20 protein-coding genes are annotated in these 24623 nt (G+C 42.5%); 15 read left to right on the top strand and 5 right to left on the bottom strand.

Annotated features, from left to right (window positions below; genetic code table 11):
- The first annotated feature begins 108 nt into the window (after positions 1 to 108).
- Genes ABU615_RS08515 through ABU615_RS08525 form a run of 3 tightly spaced genes read left to right on the top strand, consistent with a single transcriptional unit; the run spans position 109 to position 2892 of the window.
- On the top strand, positions 109 to 1266 hold the full coding sequence (locus ABU615_RS08515) for a PLP-dependent aspartate aminotransferase family protein (protein WP_370388830.1): 1158 nt from the start codon (positions 109 to 111) through the stop codon (positions 1264 to 1266).
- A 20-nt stretch (positions 1267 to 1286) separates the two neighbouring features.
- Complete coding sequence (locus ABU615_RS08520) at positions 1287 to 2069, top strand: J domain-containing protein (protein WP_267391466.1); 783 nt, start codon at positions 1287 to 1289, stop codon at positions 2067 to 2069.
- Positions 2070 to 2118: 49 nt separating this feature from the next.
- Entirely contained in the window at positions 2119 to 2892 is a 774-nt protein-coding gene (locus ABU615_RS08525) for a ferredoxin--NADP reductase (protein ID WP_367489524.1), read from the top strand.
- Between the two features lie 448 nt (positions 2893 to 3340).
- Here ABU615_RS08525 and ABU615_RS08530 read toward each other — a convergent pair whose 3' ends face one another.
- Complete coding sequence (locus ABU615_RS08530; protein ID WP_267391464.1) at positions 3341 to 3985, bottom strand: cysteine hydrolase; 645 nt, start codon at positions 3983 to 3985, stop codon at positions 3341 to 3343.
- 158 nt (positions 3986 to 4143) lie between these two features.
- Between ABU615_RS08530 and ABU615_RS08535 the strand changes: the two genes are divergently transcribed.
- The 9 genes from ABU615_RS08535 (at position 4144) to ABU615_RS08575 (ending at position 15309) form a co-directional block, all read left to right on the top strand.
- Positions 4144 to 4440 (top strand): MerR family transcriptional regulator, encoded by a 297-nt coding sequence (locus ABU615_RS08535; protein WP_367434366.1) that lies wholly within the window; start codon positions 4144 to 4146, stop codon positions 4438 to 4440.
- Between the two features lie 11 nt (positions 4441 to 4451).
- On the top strand, positions 4452 to 4868 hold the full coding sequence (locus tag ABU615_RS08540) for a DciA family protein (RefSeq protein ID WP_370388831.1): 417 nt from the start codon (positions 4452 to 4454) through the stop codon (positions 4866 to 4868).
- A 131-nt stretch (positions 4869 to 4999) separates the two neighbouring features.
- Complete coding sequence (locus tag ABU615_RS08545; protein WP_370388832.1) at positions 5000 to 5533, top strand: hypothetical protein; 534 nt, start codon at positions 5000 to 5002, stop codon at positions 5531 to 5533.
- A 369-nt stretch (positions 5534 to 5902) separates the two neighbouring features.
- Positions 5903 to 8578 carry a preprotein translocase subunit SecA gene (secA, locus tag ABU615_RS08550; RefSeq protein ID WP_370388833.1) on the top strand — a complete coding sequence of 892 codons (2676 nt, stop codon included), beginning with the start codon at positions 5903 to 5905 and terminating at the stop codon, positions 8576 to 8578.
- Positions 8579 to 8843: 265 nt separating this feature from the next.
- Positions 8844 to 9620, top strand: a complete 777-nt coding sequence (locus ABU615_RS08555) for a ferredoxin--NADP reductase (protein ID WP_267391459.1) — start codon at positions 8844 to 8846, stop codon at positions 9618 to 9620.
- A 112-nt stretch (positions 9621 to 9732) separates the two neighbouring features.
- Positions 9733 to 10650 carry a lysine exporter LysO family protein gene (locus ABU615_RS08560; protein WP_370388834.1) on the top strand — a complete coding sequence of 306 codons (918 nt, stop codon included), beginning with the start codon at positions 9733 to 9735 and terminating at the stop codon, positions 10648 to 10650.
- Between the two features lie 1573 nt (positions 10651 to 12223).
- Entirely contained in the window at positions 12224 to 13492 is a 1269-nt protein-coding gene (locus ABU615_RS08565) for an MFS transporter (protein WP_267391457.1), read from the top strand.
- Between the two features lie 21 nt (positions 13493 to 13513).
- The gene (locus ABU615_RS08570) at positions 13514 to 14338 is read left to right on the top strand and encodes an amidohydrolase (protein WP_370388835.1); all 825 of its coding nucleotides are present in this window, start codon (positions 13514 to 13516) and stop codon (positions 14336 to 14338) included.
- Positions 14339 to 14757: 419 nt separating this feature from the next.
- The gene (locus ABU615_RS08575; protein WP_100152170.1) at positions 14758 to 15309 is read left to right on the top strand and encodes a hypothetical protein; all 552 of its coding nucleotides are present in this window, start codon (positions 14758 to 14760) and stop codon (positions 15307 to 15309) included.
- Between the two features lie 270 nt (positions 15310 to 15579).
- On the opposite strand, the gene ABU615_RS08580 is transcribed toward ABU615_RS08575, so the two are convergent.
- Both ABU615_RS08580 and ABU615_RS08585 read right to left on the bottom strand, forming a co-directional pair.
- On the bottom strand, positions 15580 to 16446 hold the full coding sequence (locus tag ABU615_RS08580) for a P-loop NTPase fold protein (protein ID WP_370388836.1): 867 nt from the start codon (positions 16444 to 16446) through the stop codon (positions 15580 to 15582).
- 109 nt (positions 16447 to 16555) lie between these two features.
- Entirely contained in the window at positions 16556 to 17011 is a 456-nt protein-coding gene (locus ABU615_RS08585) for a P-loop NTPase fold protein (protein ID WP_367489482.1), read from the bottom strand.
- A gap of 496 nt (positions 17012 to 17507) precedes the next feature.
- Between ABU615_RS08585 and uvrB the strand changes: the two genes are divergently transcribed.
- Positions 17508 to 19535 (top strand): excinuclease ABC subunit UvrB, encoded by a 2028-nt coding sequence (gene uvrB / locus ABU615_RS08590; protein WP_100139657.1) that lies wholly within the window; start codon positions 17508 to 17510, stop codon positions 19533 to 19535.
- Positions 19536 to 19603: 68 nt separating this feature from the next.
- On the opposite strand, the gene ABU615_RS08595 is transcribed toward uvrB, so the two are convergent.
- A complete protein-coding gene (locus ABU615_RS08595; RefSeq protein ID WP_370388837.1) occupies positions 19604 to 19894 on the bottom strand; it encodes a hypothetical protein in 291 nt (96 codons plus the stop codon).
- Positions 19895 to 19933: 39 nt separating this feature from the next.
- On the opposite strand from ABU615_RS08595, the gene ABU615_RS08600 reads away from it, so the two are divergent.
- Positions 19934 to 20173 (top strand): hypothetical protein, encoded by a 240-nt coding sequence (locus ABU615_RS08600; protein ID WP_267404676.1) that lies wholly within the window; start codon positions 19934 to 19936, stop codon positions 20171 to 20173.
- A gap of 385 nt (positions 20174 to 20558) precedes the next feature.
- A complete protein-coding gene (mqo, locus tag ABU615_RS08605) occupies positions 20559 to 22082 on the top strand; it encodes a malate dehydrogenase (quinone) (protein WP_267408315.1) in 1524 nt (507 codons plus the stop codon).
- A 1994-nt stretch (positions 22083 to 24076) separates the two neighbouring features.
- On the opposite strand, the gene ABU615_RS08610 is transcribed toward mqo, so the two are convergent.
- Entirely contained in the window at positions 24077 to 24559 is a 483-nt protein-coding gene (locus tag ABU615_RS08610; RefSeq protein WP_370388838.1) for a hypothetical protein, read from the bottom strand.
- Between the last annotated feature and the right edge of the window lie 64 nt (positions 24560 to 24623).

The raw sequence follows: 24623 nt of genomic DNA on the forward strand, positions 1-24623 counted from the left end.
TGCCTCAGAAGCAGGGTGCATGCTAAACTAAGCACCCGCGGCAGCCGGTATTTTGCCAGTACCTGCTGCGGTACCGACAAAACCAAGACTTATCCCAGCGGAGAAAATATGAAATTTGCCACACAGACCATTCATTCCAGTTATCAGCCTGAAGAGCATAACCGTGCTTTAATGCCGCCTATTTACCAAAATAGCATGTTTGCCCTGCATGAAATCGGCGAAAATATTTCGTTTCGTTATGCACGCATCTCCAACCCTACCCGTCAGGTGTTAGAAGATACGGTAGCCGAGCTGGAAAATGGTTGCGCTGGCTTTGCCTACGCCAGTGGTATGGCCGGAATTGATGCCGTGTGGCGTACTTTTCTGCGTCCAGGTGACACTATTGTGGCTGTAGCCGATATTTATGGTGGTGCCTACGACCTACTCACAGAAGTGTATGCCCAATGGGGCGTGAATGTTATTTTTGCAGACCTCACTAATCCAGCCAATCTGGATAGCATATTGGCACAAACAAAAGTCAAAATGGTATGGCTAGAAACTCCGAGTAACCCGTTATTGCGTCTGGTAGACATCGCTGCACTGTGTGAGAAAGCCAAAGCAGCCGGAGCCATTGTTGGTATGGACAATACCTTTGGCACTCCCTATGTTCAGCAACCGCTGAATCTAGGTGTAGACATCGTGTTTCATTCTGCTACCAAATATTTGTGCGGACATTCCGATGTATTAATGGGTATTGTCGTGGTTAAAGATGAAGCACATGCGCGGCAGTTGCGAGCACTGAGTATTCAAACCGGCGGCGTGGCCGGCCCAATGGACTGTGCGCTGGTATTACGCGGTATCAAAACTCTGGTTGTACGCATGGATCGGCATCTGGCCAATGCAGCTGAGCTAGCGCGCCGGCTGAAGCAGCATCCGGCGGTAGAAAAAGTGTTTTATCCCGGCCTGCCTGAACACGAACATCACGATATTGCTTGCAAACAAATGAAGCATGGCTTCGGCGGAGTAGTCTCCATCTACCTACGCCAGAACAGCCGCGAAGCGGCCAACAGCGTAATTAAAAACTTGCGCCTAATCCGCATGGCTGCTAGCCTTGGTGGCGTGGAAAGCTTAATTAACCATAGCTCCAGCCAGTCGCACAGCGGCATGAGTAAAGAAGTAAAAGAAGCATTAGGTATTCGGGAAGGTCTGCTGCGTATTTCTGCCGGCATCGAAGATATCGAAGATATCTGGGAGGATATCAGCCATGCACTCAATACCTTGATTTAACCAGTGTAAGTGAACAATCCGTGCACAACTACTACGACGTATTAAATGTAGCTCCCGGCGCGTCTGCAGAAGTGATTCGCGCCGCCTATCGGGCTTTGTCTCAAAAATACCATCCAGACCGCAATCCGCATAATCCGCAGGCACATCAGCGCATGGCTGAAATCAACGAAGCCTACAACGTGCTCTCGGACCCAGAAAAACGCCATCATCATGATGTGTGGATTGCGCGCCAGAGCCTGCAAGCACATGTGTCACCGGCCTTACTGGCTCGAAAGCAGACCCCGTTTGCTCCGCCAGTTTTGCTACCCAATCATCAAGACCACGTGGTTGACCTGCACGACCATGGCCATGGATGGATGTGGATAGTGGGTATCGCGATTCTGATAGCCATGGGTGGCGTGTGGTGGCGACTGGCCTATCCGCCTGCGGAAAATACGCCGGCGCAGACCGGCGCACCAGTGCTAACAGCACCCAACGGACAGCTTTTTCCGCTTAAGGCTGCCTATGTATCCGGTTATCCAGTTTTGCGTGAACGCGGTAATAACACCATCATCGTGCACGCCTCATCCTTGCAATCGCCGGTATTTGCCCAATTATACGAATTGCACGCTGGAAAATTCACCGCTATCCGCTCTTTTTATATTCCAGCGGGCGAAACCTTTGCCCTGCATAAAATCGGCGATGGCGACTTCAGCCTGCAATACCAGCGTATCAATGATGGTAAATGGGCAGTAAGCGACGGCATTGAAATCAAAAATACCGAAATCAGCCGCAAATATCAGGACATCGATATCAGACTCTAACACAATACAGCGCCGCCGCTTGACTGGTGGCCGACACAGGAACAACTGCATGCAGGCTGCTGAAGCCAAATTTACCGAAGAAACTGTACTGTGGGTAAAATACCATACCCCGAAACTGCTGACTTTTGCCATTACCCGCCCCGAAGCTTATCGCTTCAGTGCCGGCCAGTTTGCGCGATTGGGTTTTCGCGATGGCGCTGGATATATCTGGCGCGCCTATTCCATTGTCTCAGCCGAATATGCTGAGACATTAGAATTTTTTGTGGTACTGATTGAAAACGGGCCGATGAGTGCAAGGCTGGCACAGCTAAAAGCAGAAGACACCATCCTGCTTGATAAATCTGCATTTGGCTTTCTATTGCCCGGCCGCTTCACCGATGGTGAACAACTGGTTCTGCTCAGTACCGGCAGCGGCATCGCACCGTTTCTGTCTATGCTACAACAACCATCGGTGTGGGAGCGTTTTCAGCAAATCGGGCTGGTGCATTCTGTTTCTCACGCAAATGAATTAATTTTTAGCAATTATATCAAAGAATTAAATCATCATCCGCTGGTTGGTGAATATGTTGATAGATTATCCTACCAACCAGTGGTTACCCGTGAAAATGTCACAGGTGCACTGCATGAACGTTTACCACAATTATTGTCAAATGGTTCTCTAGCCAAGGGCTTACAGCTTGATTTTACTCCAGAAAAGACTCGGTTTATGCTATGTGGCAATCCAAGCATGGTAGCTGATACATTTCAGTCACTGCTGAATATGGGCTATAGCATGCATCGCAATAGAGTACCAGGGCAGATTATTATGGAAAATGGTTTTTAACAAAGGCTACGATATTCAATTGCGTTCAGCATATTTTCCAATTTGAGATATTGTGAATTCATGCCTGAGTCGCTTGAAATATTTTTTTGCATGGTAATATTTAGACCAGTATACAAATGATAAAAGGTTGAAATAATTAAATTCTTTTTTAAACATTATCAAGCTAAAATCAAAAATTTCTACACTGTGATATGGTTGTTTTTTAATATATTTAATTAATTGAATTTAATGTAAAAATATTATAAATGCTGATTTTTTTTTAGCTAAAGCGATAAATTTGGATCCTACATTTTATTATAAATTAAAAATACCTTTTACCAGTTGTTTATACCGTTAGTTAATATTTAGAATAAATGTGAAGAATGTGATTTAGCTATCCCAATCATCAGGATAGCTAAACAGGATGTTCTATAAACTATTGAATTTATTTTAAATTTAAATTAAAAATTTAGCTATAGTCATATAGCCGCTCAAATTCGCCGGTCGTTATTGATTCACCATAATGGGGAACTGTATACTTCAGCATATGATCTTGTTGAATTCTATCAAATGTTCCAGTTGCATCACTAATAATGACTGGAAGATAGCCTTTGTCTTGAGCTTCACGGAAAGTTGATTCCACACAAACATTAGTAGCATATCCTACTAAATAAAGTGTTTCTATATTATTATTTCTTAGATAAACATCCAAATTGGAACCAGCAAATCCACTTGATCCAGTTCTTCCCATTACAATAAATTCTTCGTTTATTGGTGCTAAAGTTTCATAAAATTGTGAATTAAAAGTGTCAATAGGAAATGTACCATAGTGACTGATGGCACATCTCAAGCCTGTTTTTCCATTGGCTAATTCTGGATATCCCTTTTGAAATCTTAAACCACAGTGAATAATTGGCATCTTAATCTGTCTTGCATAGACCAAAGCTGATTCAATATTTTTGATTGAATCTTCAAATAAATCTTTATCTTTAAAGCTCTGATATAAATGGCCTGTTGGGTGAAGCCATTCATTTTGGCATTCGATAAGAACCAATGCAGATTTTTTTACATCATCTGTCTTTGATTTCAATGTGGTTAAATTTGCTTTTGTCATATTATGTCTCTGAAAATTAGCGGTTAGTACAGGGTAATTAGTTGATTACATCGAAATTTGGTATTTAATTTTTATACAGGTATACTATTTTACAGAATAAATTTATTTTTGCAATTTATTTACAATTATTGCAAATAAATTCCAAATAAGGTTGTAATATGGCATTTGATGATAAATTTTTAGAAACACTTATTGTGGGTATTGGTGAGGTGTCTCAGATAACAGGAATTCCGACACGGCAAATCCGTTATTGGGAGGACAAAGGTATAGTATCCAGCCTTACAAATGGTGAAGGAAAAAATAGAAGATATAATTATATCAACATAAAAAAAATGCTTTTGATTAAAGAGCTGCTAGATGAAGGCTATACATTAGAGACAGCTAACTTAAAAGTTGTTAAACGTATGGAAATGATTGAATCTACAATGAACTCTTTGAAATCAATTCAATCTTGACAGTGACTGCTATGAATCTGAACCAGATTGGCCAAAAAAATAAGCAACTTCAACAGTTGTTGGCACAGTCTACACATTGGCAACGTTTGACAAACTGTCTCAAGCAAGAATTGCCTGCCACCATGAGACCGCACTTTAATGTAGCTTGTGTGCGCGATGGATGTTTGGTCGTCATCGCCTTTAACAGCATGGCCGCTTCTCGATTACGCATGGTATTACCGGCATTATTACCACAATTACAACTGATTGATGGCACGGTTGAATCAGTTAAAGTTAAAGTGCAACCACCAGATTTAAAGCCTGAATTGGCTAAACGCGCTAGTCTCGGTCCTTTAGCGCGCAGTGAATTGGCGCGTTCAGCTGAGGCTTTGAGCCATCACCCAGAGTTGGCAATTGCATTACAGCGTTTAAGTGAAAAAAAAGACTAAAAATTCTAAACGTAAAATTTAATTAGTAGTATTGAATGGCTTTAATTAATAAATGTTAAGATAAAAAATATATTTGATTTTATGAACATTCAAATGTTTGACAAAAATATTCAAAATGAGAAAGTTGTAATATGAGGAGACATAAAGTAATTATATGTGCCTTACTATTCTTTTTTAATTTAAATCATTGGGCTGCCGTAGCTAAAAGCAATACAGTATCTCCGGAACAATTTAGAGCAGCACTATTATGTAAGGCTGAACCCATAGATGCTCGTGATGCAAATATCGCTAATCAGCTAAAAAAACAAAAAATTGCCGTAAAAGACTTTGAAAAAAATGGCCTCATAAATTTGAAATATCGCTTTGCAAAACCGTTGCACATTTCGAATGTTAAAGTTTCTGCTGTTCGATATCAAGGAGATAGTGGTTCGTACTTTTATGCAATAGCAAAAGGTGATATGGCTAAGTTTGCTGAATCTATCGGCGCTAAATCTGTTCCTCGCTCATCAAAAGAAACTTTATCATGGGGCGATATAAATCAATATTTTAAATATACTAATCCTGTAACAAAAACTAACCTGTATCCAAACATTATTCTTATCGGCCGAGACAAGACTTCAAAACAAGATGAGTTTTATTTTGGCTGTTTACGTTTTGATTATTGATTGTATTTAATAATCAATAATTTAAATAATAAGAATGTTCGCACTCAGTTGAATCATTTTAAAAAGCTTTACTCTGAATTATGTTCTCTAGTTTGTGATCATCGTTAGCTATATAGATAAAGCTTTTTTATTTTCCACTTCAGTTTTTACAAACAAATAGTTTTACATCATCTAAGCTGCTTGGAAAAAAACAATTAACCATTATATTAACCAGCATAATACGCAACCTTATGCGCCAAACAAGTTTTTTGTTTCCTATAATTGAAACAAGCATGCAATCAGCCGCACAGCAGCACAGAGGCTTGTGTTAAAATTCCCTATTTCATGCTTACTTTTTACTGCGCCCTTTAGGTGCCGGACTATTGATTTATGTTGAAGAACCTGGCAAAAAAAATTCTCGGAAGCCGCAACGACCGGCTTTTGAAACAATATCGTAAAGAAGTATCCAAAATCAATGCCCTTGAACCAACCATTCAGGCACTTAGTGATACTGAACTACAGGCTAAAACAGCTGAATTCAAACAACGTCTGGCCGATGGCGAAAAACTGGACCACCTGCTGGTAGAAGCCTTTGCCGTATGTCGTGAGGCTAGCCGGCGCGTACTTGGCATGCGCCACTTTGATGTGCAGCTGATTGGCGGCATGGTGCTGCATCACGGCAAAATTGCCGAAATGCGCACCGGTGAAGGTAAAACACTGGTGGCCACCACAGCTGTGTATCTTAATGCTCTGGCTGGCAAAGGCGTGCACGTCGTTACAGTCAACGATTATCTGGCCGCTCGTGACGCTGGCATCATGCGTCCGCTGTATGAATTCCTTGGCATGTCTGTTGGCATCATTATCAGCAACATGGACCATGAAGATAAAAAAGCCGCTTATCAGGCTGATATCACCTACGGTACCAACAACGAATACGGCTTTGATTATCTCCGCGACAATATGGTCAGTGACTTGAGCGAAAAAGTACAGCGTGAGCTCTCATACGCTGTAGTCGACGAAGTCGATTCCATCCTAATTGACGAAGCACGTACTCCACTAATTATTTCCGGTCAGGCCGATGATAACGTCACTCTATATCAGGTAATGAACCAGATACCGCCGCAACTAATTGCCCAGAAGACCGAAGAAGGCGAGGGCGATTACTGGGTAGACGAAAAAGGTAGACAGGTCATTCTCAGCGATCAGGGGCATGAGCACGCCGAACAGATTCTCACCAAAATGGGATTGTTAAAAGAGGGCGATTCCCTTTACTCTACTACCAACATCATGCTGATGCACCATCTGATGGCTGCCTTGCGCGCCTATACCTTATACCAGCGCGACCAGCATTACGTGGTGCAGGATGGTGAAGTAGTGATTGTAGACGAGTTTACCGGCCGTCTGATGGCCGGCCGGCGCTGGTCTGATGGTCTTCATCAGGCAGTAGAAGCCAAAGAAGGTGTGGAAATCAATAAAGAAAACCAGACACTGGCTTCCATTACTTTCCAGAATTTCTTCCGCCTGTACGACAAACTAGCCGGCATGACCGGTACTGCTGATACCGAAGCATTTGAATTCCAGAATATTTATGGTCTTGAAACCGTCATCATCCCGCCAAATCGCCCGATGATACGTAAAGACCTGAACGACCAGATTTACCGTTCCATCGAAGAGAAGTTCGAAGCTGTAGTGGCTGATATCAAAGAACGCCACGCCAAAGGCCAGCCCATACTGGTCGGTACCACCAGTATCGAAAACTCCGAGCTGGTTTCCGCATTATTGGATAAAGAGCATTTGCAGCACAATGTGCTCAATGCCAAAGAGCATGCCCGCGAAGCCGACATCATTGCACAGGCCGGCCGCCCAGGCATGATTACCGTTGCCACCAACATGGCAGGCCGCGGTACCGATATCGTACTTGGCGGCAACATCAAGCCGCAAATTGATGCCATTCAGGACGACGAGAGTCTCAGTGAAGCTGCCAAAGCAGAAAAAATTGCCAAACTACAGGAACAATGGCAGCGCGATCACGATGCTGTAATAGCCGCAGGCGGGTTGCACATCATTGGTACTGAACGCCATGAAAGCCGCCGTATCGACAACCAGTTGCGTGGCCGCGCCGGCCGTCAGGGTGATGCCGGTTCGAGCCGTTTTTATCTTTCATTTGAAGACCCGCTGCTACGCCTGTTTGCCCTAGACCGTGCCACGGCCATTCTGAATCGCCTCGCGCCTGAACGTGGCGTTGCCATAGAAGCCGGCATGCTGACCCGCCAGATTGAAGGTGCCCAGCGTAAAGTGGAAAACCGTAATTTCGACATGCGTAAGCAAGTACTGGAGTACGACGACGTCGCCAACGACCAGCGTAAAGTGATTTACCATCAGCGTGCCGAAATACTGGCTAGCAACGATATCGACGGCCTGATGCAGGAAATTCGTCACGATGCTATTGTGGAAACGGTAGACAGCTTTATCCCGCCCGATAGCATGGAAGAGCAATGGGATATTGCTGGACTGGAGCACAAACTGGCCAGCGATTTCCACATCGAAGTTTCCATCAACGACTGGCTAAAAGAAGACAATAGCCTCGACAATGAAAGCATCTGTGAGCGCCTGCTAGACATGGTTGAAAAGGATTATGCTTATAAAGTCGAACAGGTTGGCCTTGAAACCATGCGTAGATTCGAACGCGATATCATGCTGCAAATCATCGACAACCGCTGGCGCGAGCATCTGGCCGATATGGATTACCTGCGGCAAGGGATTCATCTGCGCGGATACGCCCAGAAAAACCCCAAACAAGAATACAAACGCGAAGCATTTGAAATGTTTCAGGCCATGTGGAGCAACATACGCAATACCGTAGCCTCATTGCTGATTTCCGTGCGTTTCGAACAGGCGCCGGCAGAAGAAGAGACACTGCCGCCGCAGATGTTTGCAGCCGGTACTGACGACGATGAGGATTACAGCCCCACAGCCATGGAAGCACGCGGCATCATTGTGCGCCGCAACGACCCTTGTCCCTGTGGCAGTGGCCTGAAATATAAATTGTGCCACGGCCGCCTGTAATTTCAACTAAATTATTTCATCATTCACAACAGGCTGTCGGGAAACTGGCAGTCTGTTGCTGTATTGGCAGAAGCTTGAGCTAAATGTTTCCTGCCAGCTGAAATGATTAAAGTGATTACTCTAAAACCCATTGAACCGCGCATCAAATTGTCTTAAAATTCACACCTTACGCCAGCGCCGACAGCAAAAATGCTTATTCAGACATCAGGCTGGCGTATTTTCGGTTTACGCTAAAAATACCGCTTTCCTTAATCATGGATTATTAATGGCAGCCTACAACACTCAAAAAGTCCTGTCCGTACATCACTGGACAGATGCATACTTCACATTTACCTGCACCCGTGACGAATCTCTGCGTTTTCAGAATGGCCAGTTTGTCATGATTGGCTTGCTGGTGGATGGCAAACCGCTAATGCGTGCTTACAGTATTGCCAGTGCCAATTGGGAAGAAGAGCTGGCTTTTTTCAGTATCAAAGTACAGGATGGCCCATTAACCAGTCGCCTGCAACACCTGAAGCCGGGCGATGAAGTGCTCGTTAGCAAAAAGCCCACTGGCACATTGATTGCTGGTGATCTCAATCCTGGTAAAAACCTGTATTTGCTTTCTACCGGTACCGGTTTAGCACCGTTTCTCAGCGTCACCAAAGACCCTGATATCTACGAGCAGTTTGAAAAAATTATCCTGATTCACGGCGTACGCTACCAGAAAGATTTGGCCTATTACGACCACTTCACCACCGAACTGCCTAATCACGAATATCTGGGTGAGATGGTGCGCGAAAAACTAATTTATTATCCGGTGGTATCACGTGAAGACTACATTCATCATGGGCGCTTAACTGATTTAATGAAATCAGGTAAACTTTTCACCGACATTGGCTTACCACCGATCAATTCCGCCGACGACCGAGCTATGATTTGTGGCAGTCCGGAAATGCTCAAAGATTGCTGTGACACCCTCAATAGCTTCGGGCTATCCATTTCCCCGAAAATGGGGCAGCGCGGTGACTATGTAATTGAGCGCGCATTCGTGGAGCAGTAAAGCTATACCGGACGAATTCGGCAGCAGCCATTGTCAGTCAATGTGCTGCTGATTTTATTTAGTCTGGCAGCCATATCATGCTACTCATTTAACTGCACCTTAACCGCGAACTATGCAAAATCTGCTTACTTTGTTCATCATCTTGATTCCGCTGTTTGCCGGATTTTGTATTCCTGTGCCTGCGCGTGCCGTTAGCTGGCTGAATATCGGACTCTCATGGCTGGTGTATTTGATTTTATTTTTGATTGGTCTGTCACTGGCACAAGTGCCCAATCTAGGCGCCGAGTTGGCTGTCATCAGTTTTACCGTAGCAGTATTATTTGTCTGCCTTATAAGTACCAATCTACTGCTGTTTATCTGGTTTGACCGCCGTTACCCGTGGCATGTGCAACGGCAGCAGACCGCAACCCAGTCAGGTGATATCAGCATTATGGGTAGCTTAAAACAGGTAGCCTGTCTGCTGCTCGGTTTGACCGCCGGCCACTTTTTTTCTTTTAGCTGGTTAGGCAATCCGCAGGCTGCTGTCAACAAGGCACTGATTATTCTATTGCTGCTGGTTGGAATGCAGTTGCGTAGTTGCGGTATTACCTTGCGACAAGTATTTCTGAATCGCCGTGGTGTGATTTGTGCCGTTTTATTCACACTGGCCAGTCTGCTTGGCGGTCTGCTGTTTGCACTGTTGATGCCAAACGTATCCATTAGCAAAGGGCTGGCACTGAGTAGTGGATATGGCTGGTATTCGCTTTCCAGCATTATTATAAGTAAATCCTATGGAGCCGTGTGGGGCAGCATTGCCATGTTCAATGATCTGGCACGCGAATTCTTTGCGCTGCTGTTTATTCCTCTTTTGATGCGACGCTATCCTACTGCAGCCGTCAGCATCGGCGGCGCCACCAGCCTTGATTTTACCCTGCCCGCGATACAGGCTTCCGGTGGAATCAGTGCTGTACCATTGGCCATCAGCTTCGGCTTTATTGTAAATTTAACCGCGCCGGTGCTAATGGTGTTTTTTTCTTCACTGAATTTTTAGTGTAAAAAATTTTTTGTTTAGCTCTGCGATTGGCCAAAATAGCCGTTCCATTTTTTGTATCTAACAAAATAGTTATTATGTTTATCAAGCGTGTATACACCAGAAAATAACGCATTATGTATCAATACTCAAAATAGCCGCTGGCCAGAGTGAATCAGTTGCCGTGAAAAAGGTGTTTGAGTTCACTGCATTACATGGATATGATCCATTACAATATCCTTGCCCAACATTTTTTGGATTATTTTAAAGTCCATAAATAATGGCATAACCCAAAATTTTTTGTCTACAAATGACATCTATTGTTAGGTTAATGTTACATTTAAATACAAAACAAATTACGCCTATATCAATACGACTAATGTGTTTTATATCCCGTTTTTTACCACTCTATCCGTACTTAGAAAAATTATGTTCTTCACTTATCCAACATAGAAATTTTATGAATTGAAGATGATATTAATTGTTGGAAGAAGCTAAATCATATTCACAAGTAAAATAAATAACTTTAAAGAAAATTTTGTCTGGTTTAGGTTTAACTCTTTCTATTAAATTTCAAAATATTTTCTAATTTGCATTAGCAATTGATTATTAATACCTACCTTGAAGGTATTTATTAAATGTTTGTGTCAAAGTTCAAACCATTTATCCAGATTTTATATTTCTGATTATTCATAATAAAATTATTAATAAGGTATTTTAAACTGATAATACTAAATATATATTATAAATATATAATTTACGAAATTATATTTTATAGAATTATATTCAAGCAAAACTAATTAAATCCTTTTTTTAAATCATTTATTTTGACAAAACTTATTTTAAGTATTAATATTTTAATGTTTAATTTAATAAATATAATGTAAAAATTGAAAACACAAGCTGTGGGAGAACAGCAACCAGACAGGAGGAACAATCTGCCGGATATCATCCGGCTAGCTATTCCGGCCGCAATAAAAAATGTTGCCTTAAATTTGGAAACAACATACAGGTATCAATCCTGATTTATTGCAATATCATTTAAATTTCACCATTCTCCAGCGGCAGTCAACAGTGCCAGAAGAAAGCAAAGCCACAGTGAATATTATTAAATATTAAATTAATGATTTGAATTAGAATTTTATGTCAAATATATCGATATATGCGCAATTTTTAACGATATATAAAAATATGTACGCAAATAGATTGCAACAAATGAAATATCTTCATTAAAATTAAATGAAATTGCTTATTCCTAACCATAATTTACAAATACAGCTTCACGAATTAGACCTGCCGTTGCTCGTGTTTAAGGCGCTGCATAGTATCTGAATGATACTCAGCCTGATTTAATCAATAAACTTCGATGAACCTATACGGTAAGAAAAGAGTTGATTAATAAGTTACTGAGTTTTAAAGATTCGAAAAAATCATTCTGCCTATTTGTTTTAGTTCAAATAAACAAAGCTTTTTTATTGGCTAAAAATGCTGTTAAGAGTAAATTAAAGGCATAAAGTTTTAAAAAAAACTTTAATCTGTAAGAAATTAATCAAAACGATATATTCTCAAAACTAGACAAAGAAAGAGAACCATCATGTTTATGTGGTATAAAAATGTATCAAGAAATGAGAGAAAAACTTTTTGGGCGTGTTTCAGTGGCTGGGCACTTGATGCACTCGAAAATCAGATGTTCGGATTGGTGATTCCCTCATTAATTGCCTATTTTGCCATTACCAAAGGGCAGGCCGGATTACTCAGCAGTGCGACATTAGTTACCTCAGCTTTGGGCGGTTGGTTTGCTGGAGCTCTTTCCGACCGCTATGGACGCGTCCGTACACTGCAAATCATGATTGTGTGGTTTGCATTTTTTACATTCCTGGCTGCATTTGTAACCGACTACCATTGGTTGTTAGCACTCAAAGCCTTACAGGGTTTTGGTATTGGGGGAGAATGGGCTGCCGGAGCTGTACTGATGGCTGAAACTATCTCCAGTCAGTATCGTGGCAAGGTAATGGCTATTGTACAAAGTGCATGGGCTGTGGGATGGGGATTATCCGTAATCTTGTTTTCCATTGTGTTTAGTCTGGCACCAGAAAGCATGGCTTGGCGCATTATGTTTGCTGTGGGTCTATTGCCATCGTTACTTATATTTTATGTTCGCCGGCATGTAGAGGAACCGGTCAAGCAGACAGTCGAAACATCAAAAACCGAAGAAAGGCAACCATTAGCTGATGCACTCTTCGGTATTTTTTCACCCAAGCTTATTCGCACCACGGTATTGGGTGGTTTACTAGGACTGGGTGCACATGGCGGCTATCATGCCATTATGTCGTGGCTGCCAACCTTTCTTAAAGAAGAGCGCCATCTTTCGGTACTTAATTCTAGTGGCTATTTGGCTGTAATTATTGTTGCATTCTGGTGTGGCTGTATCGCTAGCTCGGTACTGCTCGACAAAATCGGCCGCCGCTTCAATGTAGCTTGCTTTGCCATCTGTTGTGTAATTACCGTTCGCATCTATCTTTTTGTACCATTGACTAATACCCAAATGCTGTTTCTCGGTTTTCCACTAGGCTTTTTTGCCGCTGGTATACCTTCAAGCCTTGGTGCATTGTTTAACGAACTCTATCCGCAACAGTATCGTGGTGCCGGCGTGGGTTTTTGTTATAACTTTGGCCGCATACTTTCCTCAATCTTTCCGTTTCTAGTTGGTCACATGAGTGCATCTATGTCACTGGGTTCCGCAATCGGTATTGATGCCAGCTGGGCTTATTCAATTGTAGTTATCAGTGTATTGCTCCTGCCGGAAACCAAAGGCCGTGATTTAAAGCAGATCAATCAGGATGGTCAGATTTCCGATAAGTAGAATATTAAATAAGGTAAAAAAATGATTCAGCCAACAATCGGCAGAATAGACAGTCATGCACATGTATTTACACTGGATTTGCCGATGGTGGCTGGCCGGCGCTATACACCGGCTCAGAATGCGCCACTGTCTGCTTATCTGGCGCATCTGGATGCGCTCGGCTGCACCCATGGCGTATTAATCCAGCCAAGTTTTCTGGGTAGTGACAATAGCTTTATGCTGCAAGCGATAGCTCAGGCTGCCCCCAGACTCAGAGGCGTAGCCTGTGTTACTCCCGATATCAGCTTGCCCGAATTGGAAGCATTAGACAGAAGCGGCATCGTTGGCATCCGTCTTAATGTTATCGATGGCACCCAGCCGGATCTGAATACTGCTGCATGGCAAGATTTGCTCGAAAAAATCAAATCTCTTTGCTGGCATGTGGAAGTGCACTGCCGCAGCAACAAACTCAGCTCCATTCTGGTGCCACTGCTTAGAAAGCAGATCAATGTGGTAATCGACCATTTCGGCCGGCCATCAGATTGTAATCATAGCCGTGATTACGGTTTTCAGCAGCTATTAGAATGGGGGCACAGTGGGCTGGTGTGGTGCAAAATCTCTGCGGTATACCGCATCTGTGCTCATGCGGATGAAGGTCATAAATTTTTAGCCGATACTGTACCTAAGCTTGTGGAAAACCTTGGCCGTGAGCGCCTGATGTGGGGCAGTGACTGGCCGCATACTCAGTACGAACAGCAGATCAATCCTGAATATCTGACTACACAGCTGAATATATTGTTACAGGATGAAACACTGGCACAGGCCGTATTGTGGGACACTCCGGCTAAGTTTTTTAAATTTGTTTAAACCAAATTCAGATTGATACAACTTCTTTTATGCTAAATACATTTCTGGTCGCAATGTTAGCAAAAATCTCTGTTTTGTTATGCTGTAGCAACCCTTTATCATTCAGACCAATTCTGCAAACAAGTGGCGATAAGTTTCCCTCATTCGGAACATGATTCAGGACATATTAGAAGACTGGTTTGTTATAAGTTTTGATGTATAAATTGAACAAATATTAGACACTTTTGGTTGTTATAACAGAAATGGTTATGAACAGTAGCAAAATTGTTTATATATTAATTTTGGCTGTTGGATTAAATTTATGCGATGGGTTAAATCAGAGCAAAAGTTCTGAAATTTTATAATTGCGAAGCATATATTGCAGGCTGTATAAAGAAAGTATGGCTTAATCCACTCATATAAATTAGGAATATTCACTTATGAAAAAATACATTTTAGCTTCTGCATTATTATTTGGGCTGTGTTCGGGCGTATTTGCTAAAGGATATAGCTATGATTCCTCTAACATCGAAGACTTACCTGCACAATGCATAACCTTGGAAACGGTTTTATCAACAACCTATAATCAATATAATATGGCTTACAGAGGGCAAAGATCGCTGGCGGATGCTGATAGAGTAGTGGGTACAGAAATTGAAAAAGCCTTTTTAAAAGGCACACCTGATGAGTACCTGCTCAATAAAAATCTACAACAATTTACTATGATTAAAAGAAACGGGCTAGAAAATGAGATTGCTCGAAACAGAATTTACAATCTCACCGGATTGATGACGAGACAGGAATTAATCAACATCGCTAAAAAAATGAAAAAGAAAGCAATGAATGGTGGTTTGACTGATAAAGATTATCGTATGTATGATGAATCAGTAATTAACGATTGCCTTGCCAGAGTGAAAAAACATCCGGAAGGTAATAGCGGCTCAGATTACTATAAAGCCATTGATTATTCAAAACGCAAAGCCACCAAGTAATATATCCAGCCGCCAAATAGGCGGCTGATTATTTTATTAATGAATGGAAAGCATTAATCCAATATCCAATATCCGATACCGGTGCTGGCAGCGGGGTAGGTTGGTCGCTGCGGCAATGATGAAGTCTTTACTCAAAGATACAAGTACAATCGGCTTTTAGGCTGAGTCTAAACAGGTCCTTATTTTGTACATCTTTAGAGCCTTGCAGATAGGCTTCATGATGGTGGATTTTAATGCTTAAAATTCATTTCTATTAAAGATGATGATTTATTAAAGGCTAAAATTTACTGAAAATTCAATTGATTTTTTTAAATTTAGCAATTCATAAGTACCAAATTCTTCATATTTAATCATTAAAAAGCATTTTTCTAAGACTGTTATTTTGTCGTTATCCAAATTATATTTTTTAATATAATTTTGTACGATTGGTGTATTAACAGATAATGGATTCAAGCTAGAAACACTCAACAGTAAACTTTCTAACAATGGAAGAGATTTTAAATCTTTAGATTCTACAACAGTAGAATGTGATTGAAGATTTTCTAAAGCACGGTTTATGAAATTTTTTATACTATTTTTATTAAGAGATTTATAAATATCAGGAACTTTTAATTTTAAAATAATTAAGAAAAATAACAGAGTTAATTCACTTCTATCTAAATGATTATGAGTTCTTAAGACGACATTGAGAATTTTACTAAATGACTCTTGTTCTCTTAACGTTAATTGATATAAATTAATCAAATTATTGGATAAATTTAAATAAGTGTCCCTAGAAACTGTGTCCATATAAAAGGGTTTTGTATTATTAAGAATTTGGTCGAGAGAGAACTTTTGAAGCAAATTTTTAAAAAAGTTATTATTATCTGAAGTTGGTAATAAATAATCAAAATCAATAAACCGCCGCAGATAGCCATTTACATCCAGTCCTTGCCCATATACCGCCTGAATGGAATGCGCAAGCTGGCTTTTATCTGTGGCCAGTACAAAAATAATATTGTCCACATTAAAAAAATGTTTGGCTTTTTCCAGTACTTCAATTGCAAAATTAAGGCGGCAGCGATCCAGCTCATCAATAAAGATTATCAATGGTTTCGTTTCATTGGTAGAGGAATAGCATTCTGCCAGTTTACTCAAATTTTCTTTAAATTAATTTAAAATTTGTTTTGATTTTTCGTATTTTTCAATTTGCTCTTTGGCTAAACAAGCACCCAAATTGTTTGTAAACTCTACAATTTTATCCGCTTTAATTCGTCCATTCGTAAAGAAGCTTCCTATTGCTGAACCAATTGCCAGCCAGTCTTTCGCAGAAGCAGCTTTTACCCAAATAGATTGATTTGTTCTTTAACGTATTTAAAAAATCATTGCCTTTTTCCTTATTTTCTCCAGACAAATTTTCAATTGATAAACCAATCTCCCCAATCAAAGCAATCAGTGCATCATCAGTGTAATCACTTTCCCAGGCATTGAAATAAATAGTCGGAATAGATTGCTGATGCAAATATTTTTCCCACATCCTGATAAAAGTGGTTTTGCCTTGCCCCCAGCCGCCATCAATACACAGCACAATTGATTGTTCAAAGCTGGTAATAAACTTGGTGAGAATTTCAATATTGTCTTTTCTGTTCAGTACATCGTTCTGAAACGGATTATCATCAGGAATTTCGATAGGTACACATTTTTTCAGGCTGTTTTCACTCATTTCAGCTTATCCCCTGTAGCCAATTTGTTAGCGGCCAGCGGCCACTTGGTTTACTCTGATTTTGTATAGATTATAACTGTTTATGTTGTATACAAGTCCGATATCATTGCATAGGTGCAGCACATTAGCGCAATATAAATATTTTAACAGTCAGATAGGCATAAAATATCGAATCAGCTCTGTATTCGGCCACTAAATTCCAGCGGCTTGTTGCAATTAGCTTTGTTAGTAGTAGCGATAAGCAGAACAACAGGCCTTGCATTTCAGTTGAGAGTATTAGTTCCATCTAATAAGATGATTTGTAAGAAAATTATTATGAATAGTAAAGTCTGGTCACAGCCGTTGCTGAAATGCCCGATTGCGTTATAAATCCCCTGTGGCTGCTTGCTTTTTGCTATAGATGGCCTTATGTGTAGATTAAACCGCGTACTGCGGTTTTTAGCCATTATGAGCAGTGTTAATTTTTTGGATGAATTTATTTTCAGGTAGCAGACATATGGATGTGATTCAGTATCCCGGTAGTGTATTCAAATTGCACCAGCCGTTTCCACCGGCTGGCGACCAGCCAACGGCAATTGAGGGATTGCTGGAAGGGCTGGATGATGGTTTATCCAGCCAGACTCTGCTTGGGGTAACCGGCTCAGGTAAAACTTTTACCATGGCTAACGTTATCGCCCGTAGTGGCCGTCCGGCCATCATCATGGCGCACAACAAAACACTGGCTGCCCAGTTGTACGCAGAGATGCGCGAATTTTTTCCTGAAAACGCCGTTGAATATTTCGTCTCTTACTATGATTACTATCAACCGGAAGCCTATGTTCCCAGCCGCGACCTTTTTATCGAAAAAGATTCGGCCATCAATGAACACATCGAACAGATGCGCCTGAGCGCCACCAAAAGCCTGATGCAGCGGCAGGATGTTGTGATAGTTGCCACTGTGTCTGCTATTTACGGTATTGGCGACCCCAATGAATACCATCAGATGATTCTGCACCTTAAAGAAGGACAGAAAATCGACCAGCGCGACATCATAGCGCGACTGGTAGCGATGCAATATGAACGCGGCGACATCGACTTTGCGCGTGGCTCTTTCCGCGTACGTGGCGACGTGATTGATATTTATCCGGCCGAAAGCTCCGAGCTGGCACTGCGCGTAAGTCTGTTTGATGATGAAGTTGACCGCATGCAATTATTCGACCCTGTATCCGGCAGCTTGCAACAGCGTGTCGGCCGCTATACGGTATTCCCCTCCAGCCACTATGTCACCCCCCGTGATACGGTACTGCGTGCCTGTGAACACATCAAAGAGGAGCTGGGCGACCGCATTAAATGGTTTACTCACGAGGGGCGGCTGGTTGAAGCCCAGCGCATAGAGCAGCGTACGCGCTTTGATTTGGAAATGCTCTACGAAATGGGTTTCTGCAAGGGCATTGAAAACTATTCTCGCCATTTTTCCGGCAAACCTGAAGGCGAACCGCCACCCACTTTGATGGACTATCTTCCTAAAAACGCACTGATGTTTATCGACGAGAGCCATGTCACCGTCAGCCAGATTGGTGGCATGTATAAGGGTGATGCTTCGCGCAAGCAAAATCTGGTTGATTATGGTTTCCGCTTGCCTTCGGCACGAGACAACCGCCCATTGAAGTTTCACGAATTCGAGCGCGTGATGCCACAGACTATTTTTGTTTCCGCCACACCGGCGAAATACGAAGAAGAGCACGCAGGGCAGGTGGTCGAACAGGTGGTGCGCCCCACAGGTCTTGTTGACCCAGAAATCATCATTCGTCCTGTGGCCACGCAGGTAGATGATTTACTTTCAGAAATCAATATTCGTCGTGAAAAAGGTGAGCGCGTACTCGTAACCACTCTGACTAAACGCATGGCCGAGCAGCTTACCGATTACTACGCTGAGTTAGGCGTTAAAGTTCGCTATTTGCATAGCGACATTGATACTGTTGAGCGCGTAGAAATCATCCGCGACCTGCGACTTGGATTATTCGATGTACTCGTCGGCATCAACCTGCTACGTGAGGGGCTGGATATTCCTGAAGTTTCACTGGTGGCCATACTCGATGCCGACAAGGAAGGCTTCCTGCGTAGCCACCGCAGTCTGATTCAGACTATTGGCCGTGCCGCGCGTAACGTCAACGGCAAAGCCATTCTATACGCAGACAAAATCACCGACTCTATGAAAGCGGCGATAGACGAAACTGAGCGGCGACGTGCCCGCCAGATACAATTCAATACTGAACACGGTATCGTACCGCAGCAGATAAAAAAACAGGTGCGTGACCTCATTGATGGTGTGTATCACGACGAAAACGGCGGCAAAGGCCGAGGCCGCAGTAAACTCAAAGTTGGCGAAATCCATACCGAAGACGATGCGGTTAAAGAGATTGCTAAACTCGAAAAAGCCATGCAGGCAGCCGCCCGTGACTTACAGTTTGAAGAAGCAGCCCAGATACGTGACAAAATTCGCGCCATCAAAGAAAACCTGCTCTTCGGCGCCAGTGACACCTGAATGACAAATGTTTCCGGTATCGGCCGGTGTATTGCCATCCAATAGTGGTTGGCGCTGCCCAAAAAATACTAAGCCGGCCGTACTCGGAGCATAAAATTTCCGCCCTTAGCGCCACAGGTATATACTAACCTAGCTATCTCTATACGTGCCGGCCGCTGCCGCCCAGCACCGGCACACCATACTGGAGCCATACTATGCAGCTCTCGCATCGCCAGCGCTTGCTGGCTCTGGCCAGACTTCCCGCGCTGCTTCTGCAAACCGCCGCCAGCGTAGTGTGTACCGCAATATTTTGCTCCATCCTCTTCATATGGCGAGTAAGTAGCGAGCTGCCACTGCATCCCGTCAACCTGCTCAACCACAACGATTTTCGCCTTATCCTAATATTACTCTGCGGCTGCATGCTGTTTGCCTTTCTACCCTCACTTCTGTCTGCCATCCTCAGTAGCTACCTCAGCCACCACCTGCCACGTCTCATCATCAGTGCCGTAGCCGCCGGCACCGCTTTGTTTACTGCCCTGATACAGAACTGGCTGTTTGTCTGGCCGCTAGACTGGTTGCCCCTGCTCCTCAATGCACTGGCGGCCGGACTTAGTGCACTATGCTTTGCCAATGTAAAAATACTAGCAAAAAAACATTAGTTATCAGGCTGTAATCATCTGCACTCTCGCCATTACAGTCGGCTGTTATCGCAAATCTTCAATATCATCATACACATAATCGGCTCCCGTTCCTAAGCTGGTGTAGCCATCACCTGCTGTTATCAAAAAATTTCATCGTCATCATAACAATCGTCAAACAGCAAAATAATCAACCAGCTAATCGTTGCAAAACCGGCATAGCCGCGCCAGAACTAAATTTACTATTGCTGAGGACAAGTAAAAGTGCTTAAATTAAGCACTTATTATTGTCAATGATTTAAGTCAAAAACACATAAATCACACCAATAGTGAATACTTCTTTGTGCTAACTTCCAGATAAACACTTATCAGAACAACCTGAAGAGAAGAGAGAAGAGTTTGCGTTATGAAAAACACCAAATGCGATAGCTCAGCAGACGTCGTACTCATTGGCGCCGGCATCATGAGCGCAACACTGGGAACATTTCTCAAGGGGTTACAGCCAGACTGGCAGATAAACATCTACGAACGCCTTGCCGATGTAGCCGCCGAAAGTTCCGATGCATGGAATAATGCAGGTACCGGCCACTCAGCCCTGTGCGAACTCAACTATACACCTGAGCTAAAAGACGGCACAGTTGAAGTATCCAAAGCCATCAAAATCATCGAGCAGTTCGAGCTGTCCAAACAGTTTTGGGCCTCACTTGTTGACGCCGGCATGATTTCTGACCCTAGCGAATTCATCCGCAGCGTTCCTCACATGAGTCTCGTGCGCGGTGAAAAGGATGTAGATTTCCTACGCAAACGCTACCATGCCCTGCAACAATACCGTCTGTTTCAGGACATGCTCTACACCGAAGACAAACAACAAATCAGCCAGTGGGTACCCCTTATGATGCAAGGGCGGGACAACAGTGAGCCCGTTGCCGTCACTTGGTCAGACCTTGGTACCGACGTAAACTATGGCTCTTTAAGCCGCCTCTTAATCAACAACCTTACCGAACACGGTTGTCACCTGCATCTTCAGCACGAAATTATTGACCTCCGGCAGGAAAGTGGCCGCTGGTTGCTTGATATCAGAGACCTCTCTACCAATACCCGTCAGCAGATATCTGCTCGTTTTGTATTTATCGGTGCTGGTGGTGGTTCCTTGCGTTTGCTGCAGAAAAGCCAAATCAATGTCAGCAAGGGCTACGGCGGCTTTCCTGTATCCGGACAATGGCTAGTGTGTAAAAACCCTGAAATCGTCCGCCGCCATAATGCCAAAGTCTATGGCAAAGCCTCCGTCGGTGCTCCACCTATGAGTGTGCCACATCTGGATAAACGCGTGATTAATGGCGAAGAAGCCTTACTTTTCGGCCCTTTTGCCGGCTTTACCACCAAATTCCTCAAACGTGGTTCCTTCAAAGATCTATTCAAAACCCTCAACTTTGCCAATATTCGTCCTATGCTCACCGTTGGCATGCACAACCTCGGCCTCGAACACTATCTCATCCAACAAGTGAGATTAAGCTTTGCCGACCGCATGAAAGAATTACGCACATTCTATCCTGAAGCTCGAGATGAAGACTGGCAGCTTGCCATCGCCGGTAATCGTGTGCAGGTAATTAAAAACGATCCACATAAGGGTGGTGTGCTTCAGTTTGGCACTGAACTGGTAAAATCTGCCGATGGCACTCTTGCCGCTCTTTTAGGAGCCTCCCCCGGAGCCTCCACTTCTGTATCCATTATGCTTGAGTTACTTGAACACTGCTTTCCCGCTCAAGTGGCTGGCGATTGGTCTGCGACCCTACATAAATGGATACCTAGCTATGGCCAGAAACTCGAACACAATCCCGAGCTTGTACAGCGCATCCGCGACTGGACCCTCAAGTCGCTAGGTCTGCATATCCCTGACAGACACACACCCACTCAGCCTGTCCATTCATAATAATAACGTTGCCATAAACTACCTGACCAAATTCTAAGAATTTGGTTTTTTTTTCATCTGTAACCCTCATACATTCCATCACAGCAGCGCTGACTACCAAATTTTTTGCATGCCTCTAACGAAGCAGCTACTTTAAGTTTTAGTGCTTCGACGTCTTTAATCCCGAAAAGTTTTCCACCGTATTAAGGGGAGGAAATGATTAGTAAAAGTTGGTTTTACCATTATATTTAGCGTGTCCGCATCGCCCTGCATTGAGGAAATTGGCCATAACAATATTTGTGTTAGCTAGGCACGTGGCAACTAGGATCTGACTTGTATTTACGTGATTAGAAAAATTAAAAAATCAAAAGTCATAGAATTCTAGAAAACATACAGAAATTGTAAAAGGTAAAGGTATCAGAAAGGGTAAACCATACTTATTAGTTAGTGGCATAAAAAGGCAAGTGAAGCAGGCTAAGATAATATCAGCAACAAGCGAGTAGTGTATAAGAATGAAATGTGTAAGCAACTCACTCTTGATGGCATTTAGCCGGCCAGGCTTAGCAAATTTCTCCTCAGCATCGTCAGAAAAATTTATATTGACAACAAAGGTTGAAATTTAATAGAAGAAAGCCATAAATTGATGGTTAGATACCTGCATGGATTTCATCTCGAAAACATGCATTCCGGCATTTTTGATTGACACTTATTTGCCTAAGCGGAGACAGACACTTTCACCACAAAAGATTGAAATAATAAAAAAAGTATTGCTAAGTTTGCTGAATTAGCAGTACTCTCAATACAGCGTTTCATTAACGCTGACTTCGCCCCAACGCCATTGCATTGATATCAGTGCAGTGGCGTTTTATTGTGTACATTGCCAATATCACTCTATTTAAGTAGATTATAGTGTATTAATGATATTGGTATAATTAATCCCGTGGCTTTGCTTCAGCTTCTATTTATCAAAATATATCTTAATGGATAAAATACAAATAAAATATCGAATATAATTTAGCATAATAATATGCCAAAGGGTTTTAGGTTGAATATAAGTACTAAAGTAATCAATCTCTATATTAAAGATAACTTTTTTTTCAAAATTTCTAGAATATATTTGAAAATAGATATTTTACATAAAATATACAAATATAATATTATTTTTTAAATTATCCAGCATATTATTGGCTATTCCGGCTATCATCTCTTGCAATTCGGCTTCAAACCTATTGTCTGAATTACCTTCGGCAAAAACTAATCCTAAATATGCTCATTAAAAGCACTCGTATACGATTGTGAAAATATGTACAGTGATCCAATCAACGACAACTGAATACAGGGTGCCAGAAATGGGGATGCTTGCGAAATCGGTAAAAAATAAATGTGCATTCACCCTTGGTTCTTCTTATCTGTGAGAAAAGTGGGAGCAGAAGCATGGTCGTGTATACATCATGGGACGCGCTACTGTATTGAGAGTGGTGGATTAAGTGTTTAAATTTATTAAGATTAATAATAAGAAAGAAATGGTTATATTATGCCATATGCTAAAAAATATTTAGCTGATGTTTACCTTACCGCCCTCATCACCATCTGCCAGCGATGATTTTGGCAGGGTAAAAAATATCACCGTGCATTTTCTGGCTTGTAATCAGATTTTCATTACCTACGCTAATATTAAGAGGGTAGAAATACGCCGATGCATTCTAAGCTATTTGCCAAAAGTTAAAAGCTATGCGCGCCACGACAGAGTCTTAAATCCATGGTCGATTATCGGCACAATTAAGCCAGGCTCGAAGCCATCAAGAAAGAGGGCGAAAACATCGCGCATATGATTATACCAGCATATAGAGGAATTATGCCCGCAAGGCAAGCTGCCGGCAGCCTCGAATTAGTCTGCAATTTATGCTGACTATGTGACGGTATTGCCACCAACACCACCATGGGTTGGCCGTGTGGCATCGGCGTAAAGCTACCCCGCAAAGTCAGACTGATATGTCGTGGCGTAGGCGTATGGTTTAGTTTTCTGTGCGGTGCTGTTTTAGTGCTTTTTGCTGTTGGTACGGAGCCGGCTGGCTGCTGATAATGTTTTTCTCACTGTTGAGGGCGTTAAATAAGGCACGGAAGTTTTGCACGGTAAAGGGGAAGGGTTTGCGCACACCGGCAGGCGGAATGGTGAATATGGTGTGACCAGGGTTGGTATTTTTAAGGCGGATGATATTTCGAACTGAAGCAAAGATGATGAGGGCAATGCTGAGTAATAACGCGGTTTTAGCAGCGATTCGAATTGTTTTGATACGGTTTTTTCTGCGGATGGTTGCTGCTGGATGGAAGTAATAGTGGCAGGCTCGGCTCAGCAGTGAATGAGAAGGTGATGATGTGGCAGCGCTATGCTTAGCGTCAGCAGTGTGGTGATTAATGGGTGCCTGTTGGTTGTCGGTTTTGTGTTGCTGTTGTTTAAGCTGTGGCTTTAGCTTACTGATGTTGTCTGTTGTTCCCATGTTTTGTCCTTTGATGCTGTGCCTGATGTTGTGTCTTACTCGCAATGGATGCGAACAGCGTGGC

This window comes from Snodgrassella alvi (genome assembly GCF_040741455.2).
In the GTDB taxonomy this organism is placed as follows: Bacteria; Pseudomonadota; Gammaproteobacteria; order Burkholderiales; family Neisseriaceae; genus Snodgrassella; species Snodgrassella alvi_E.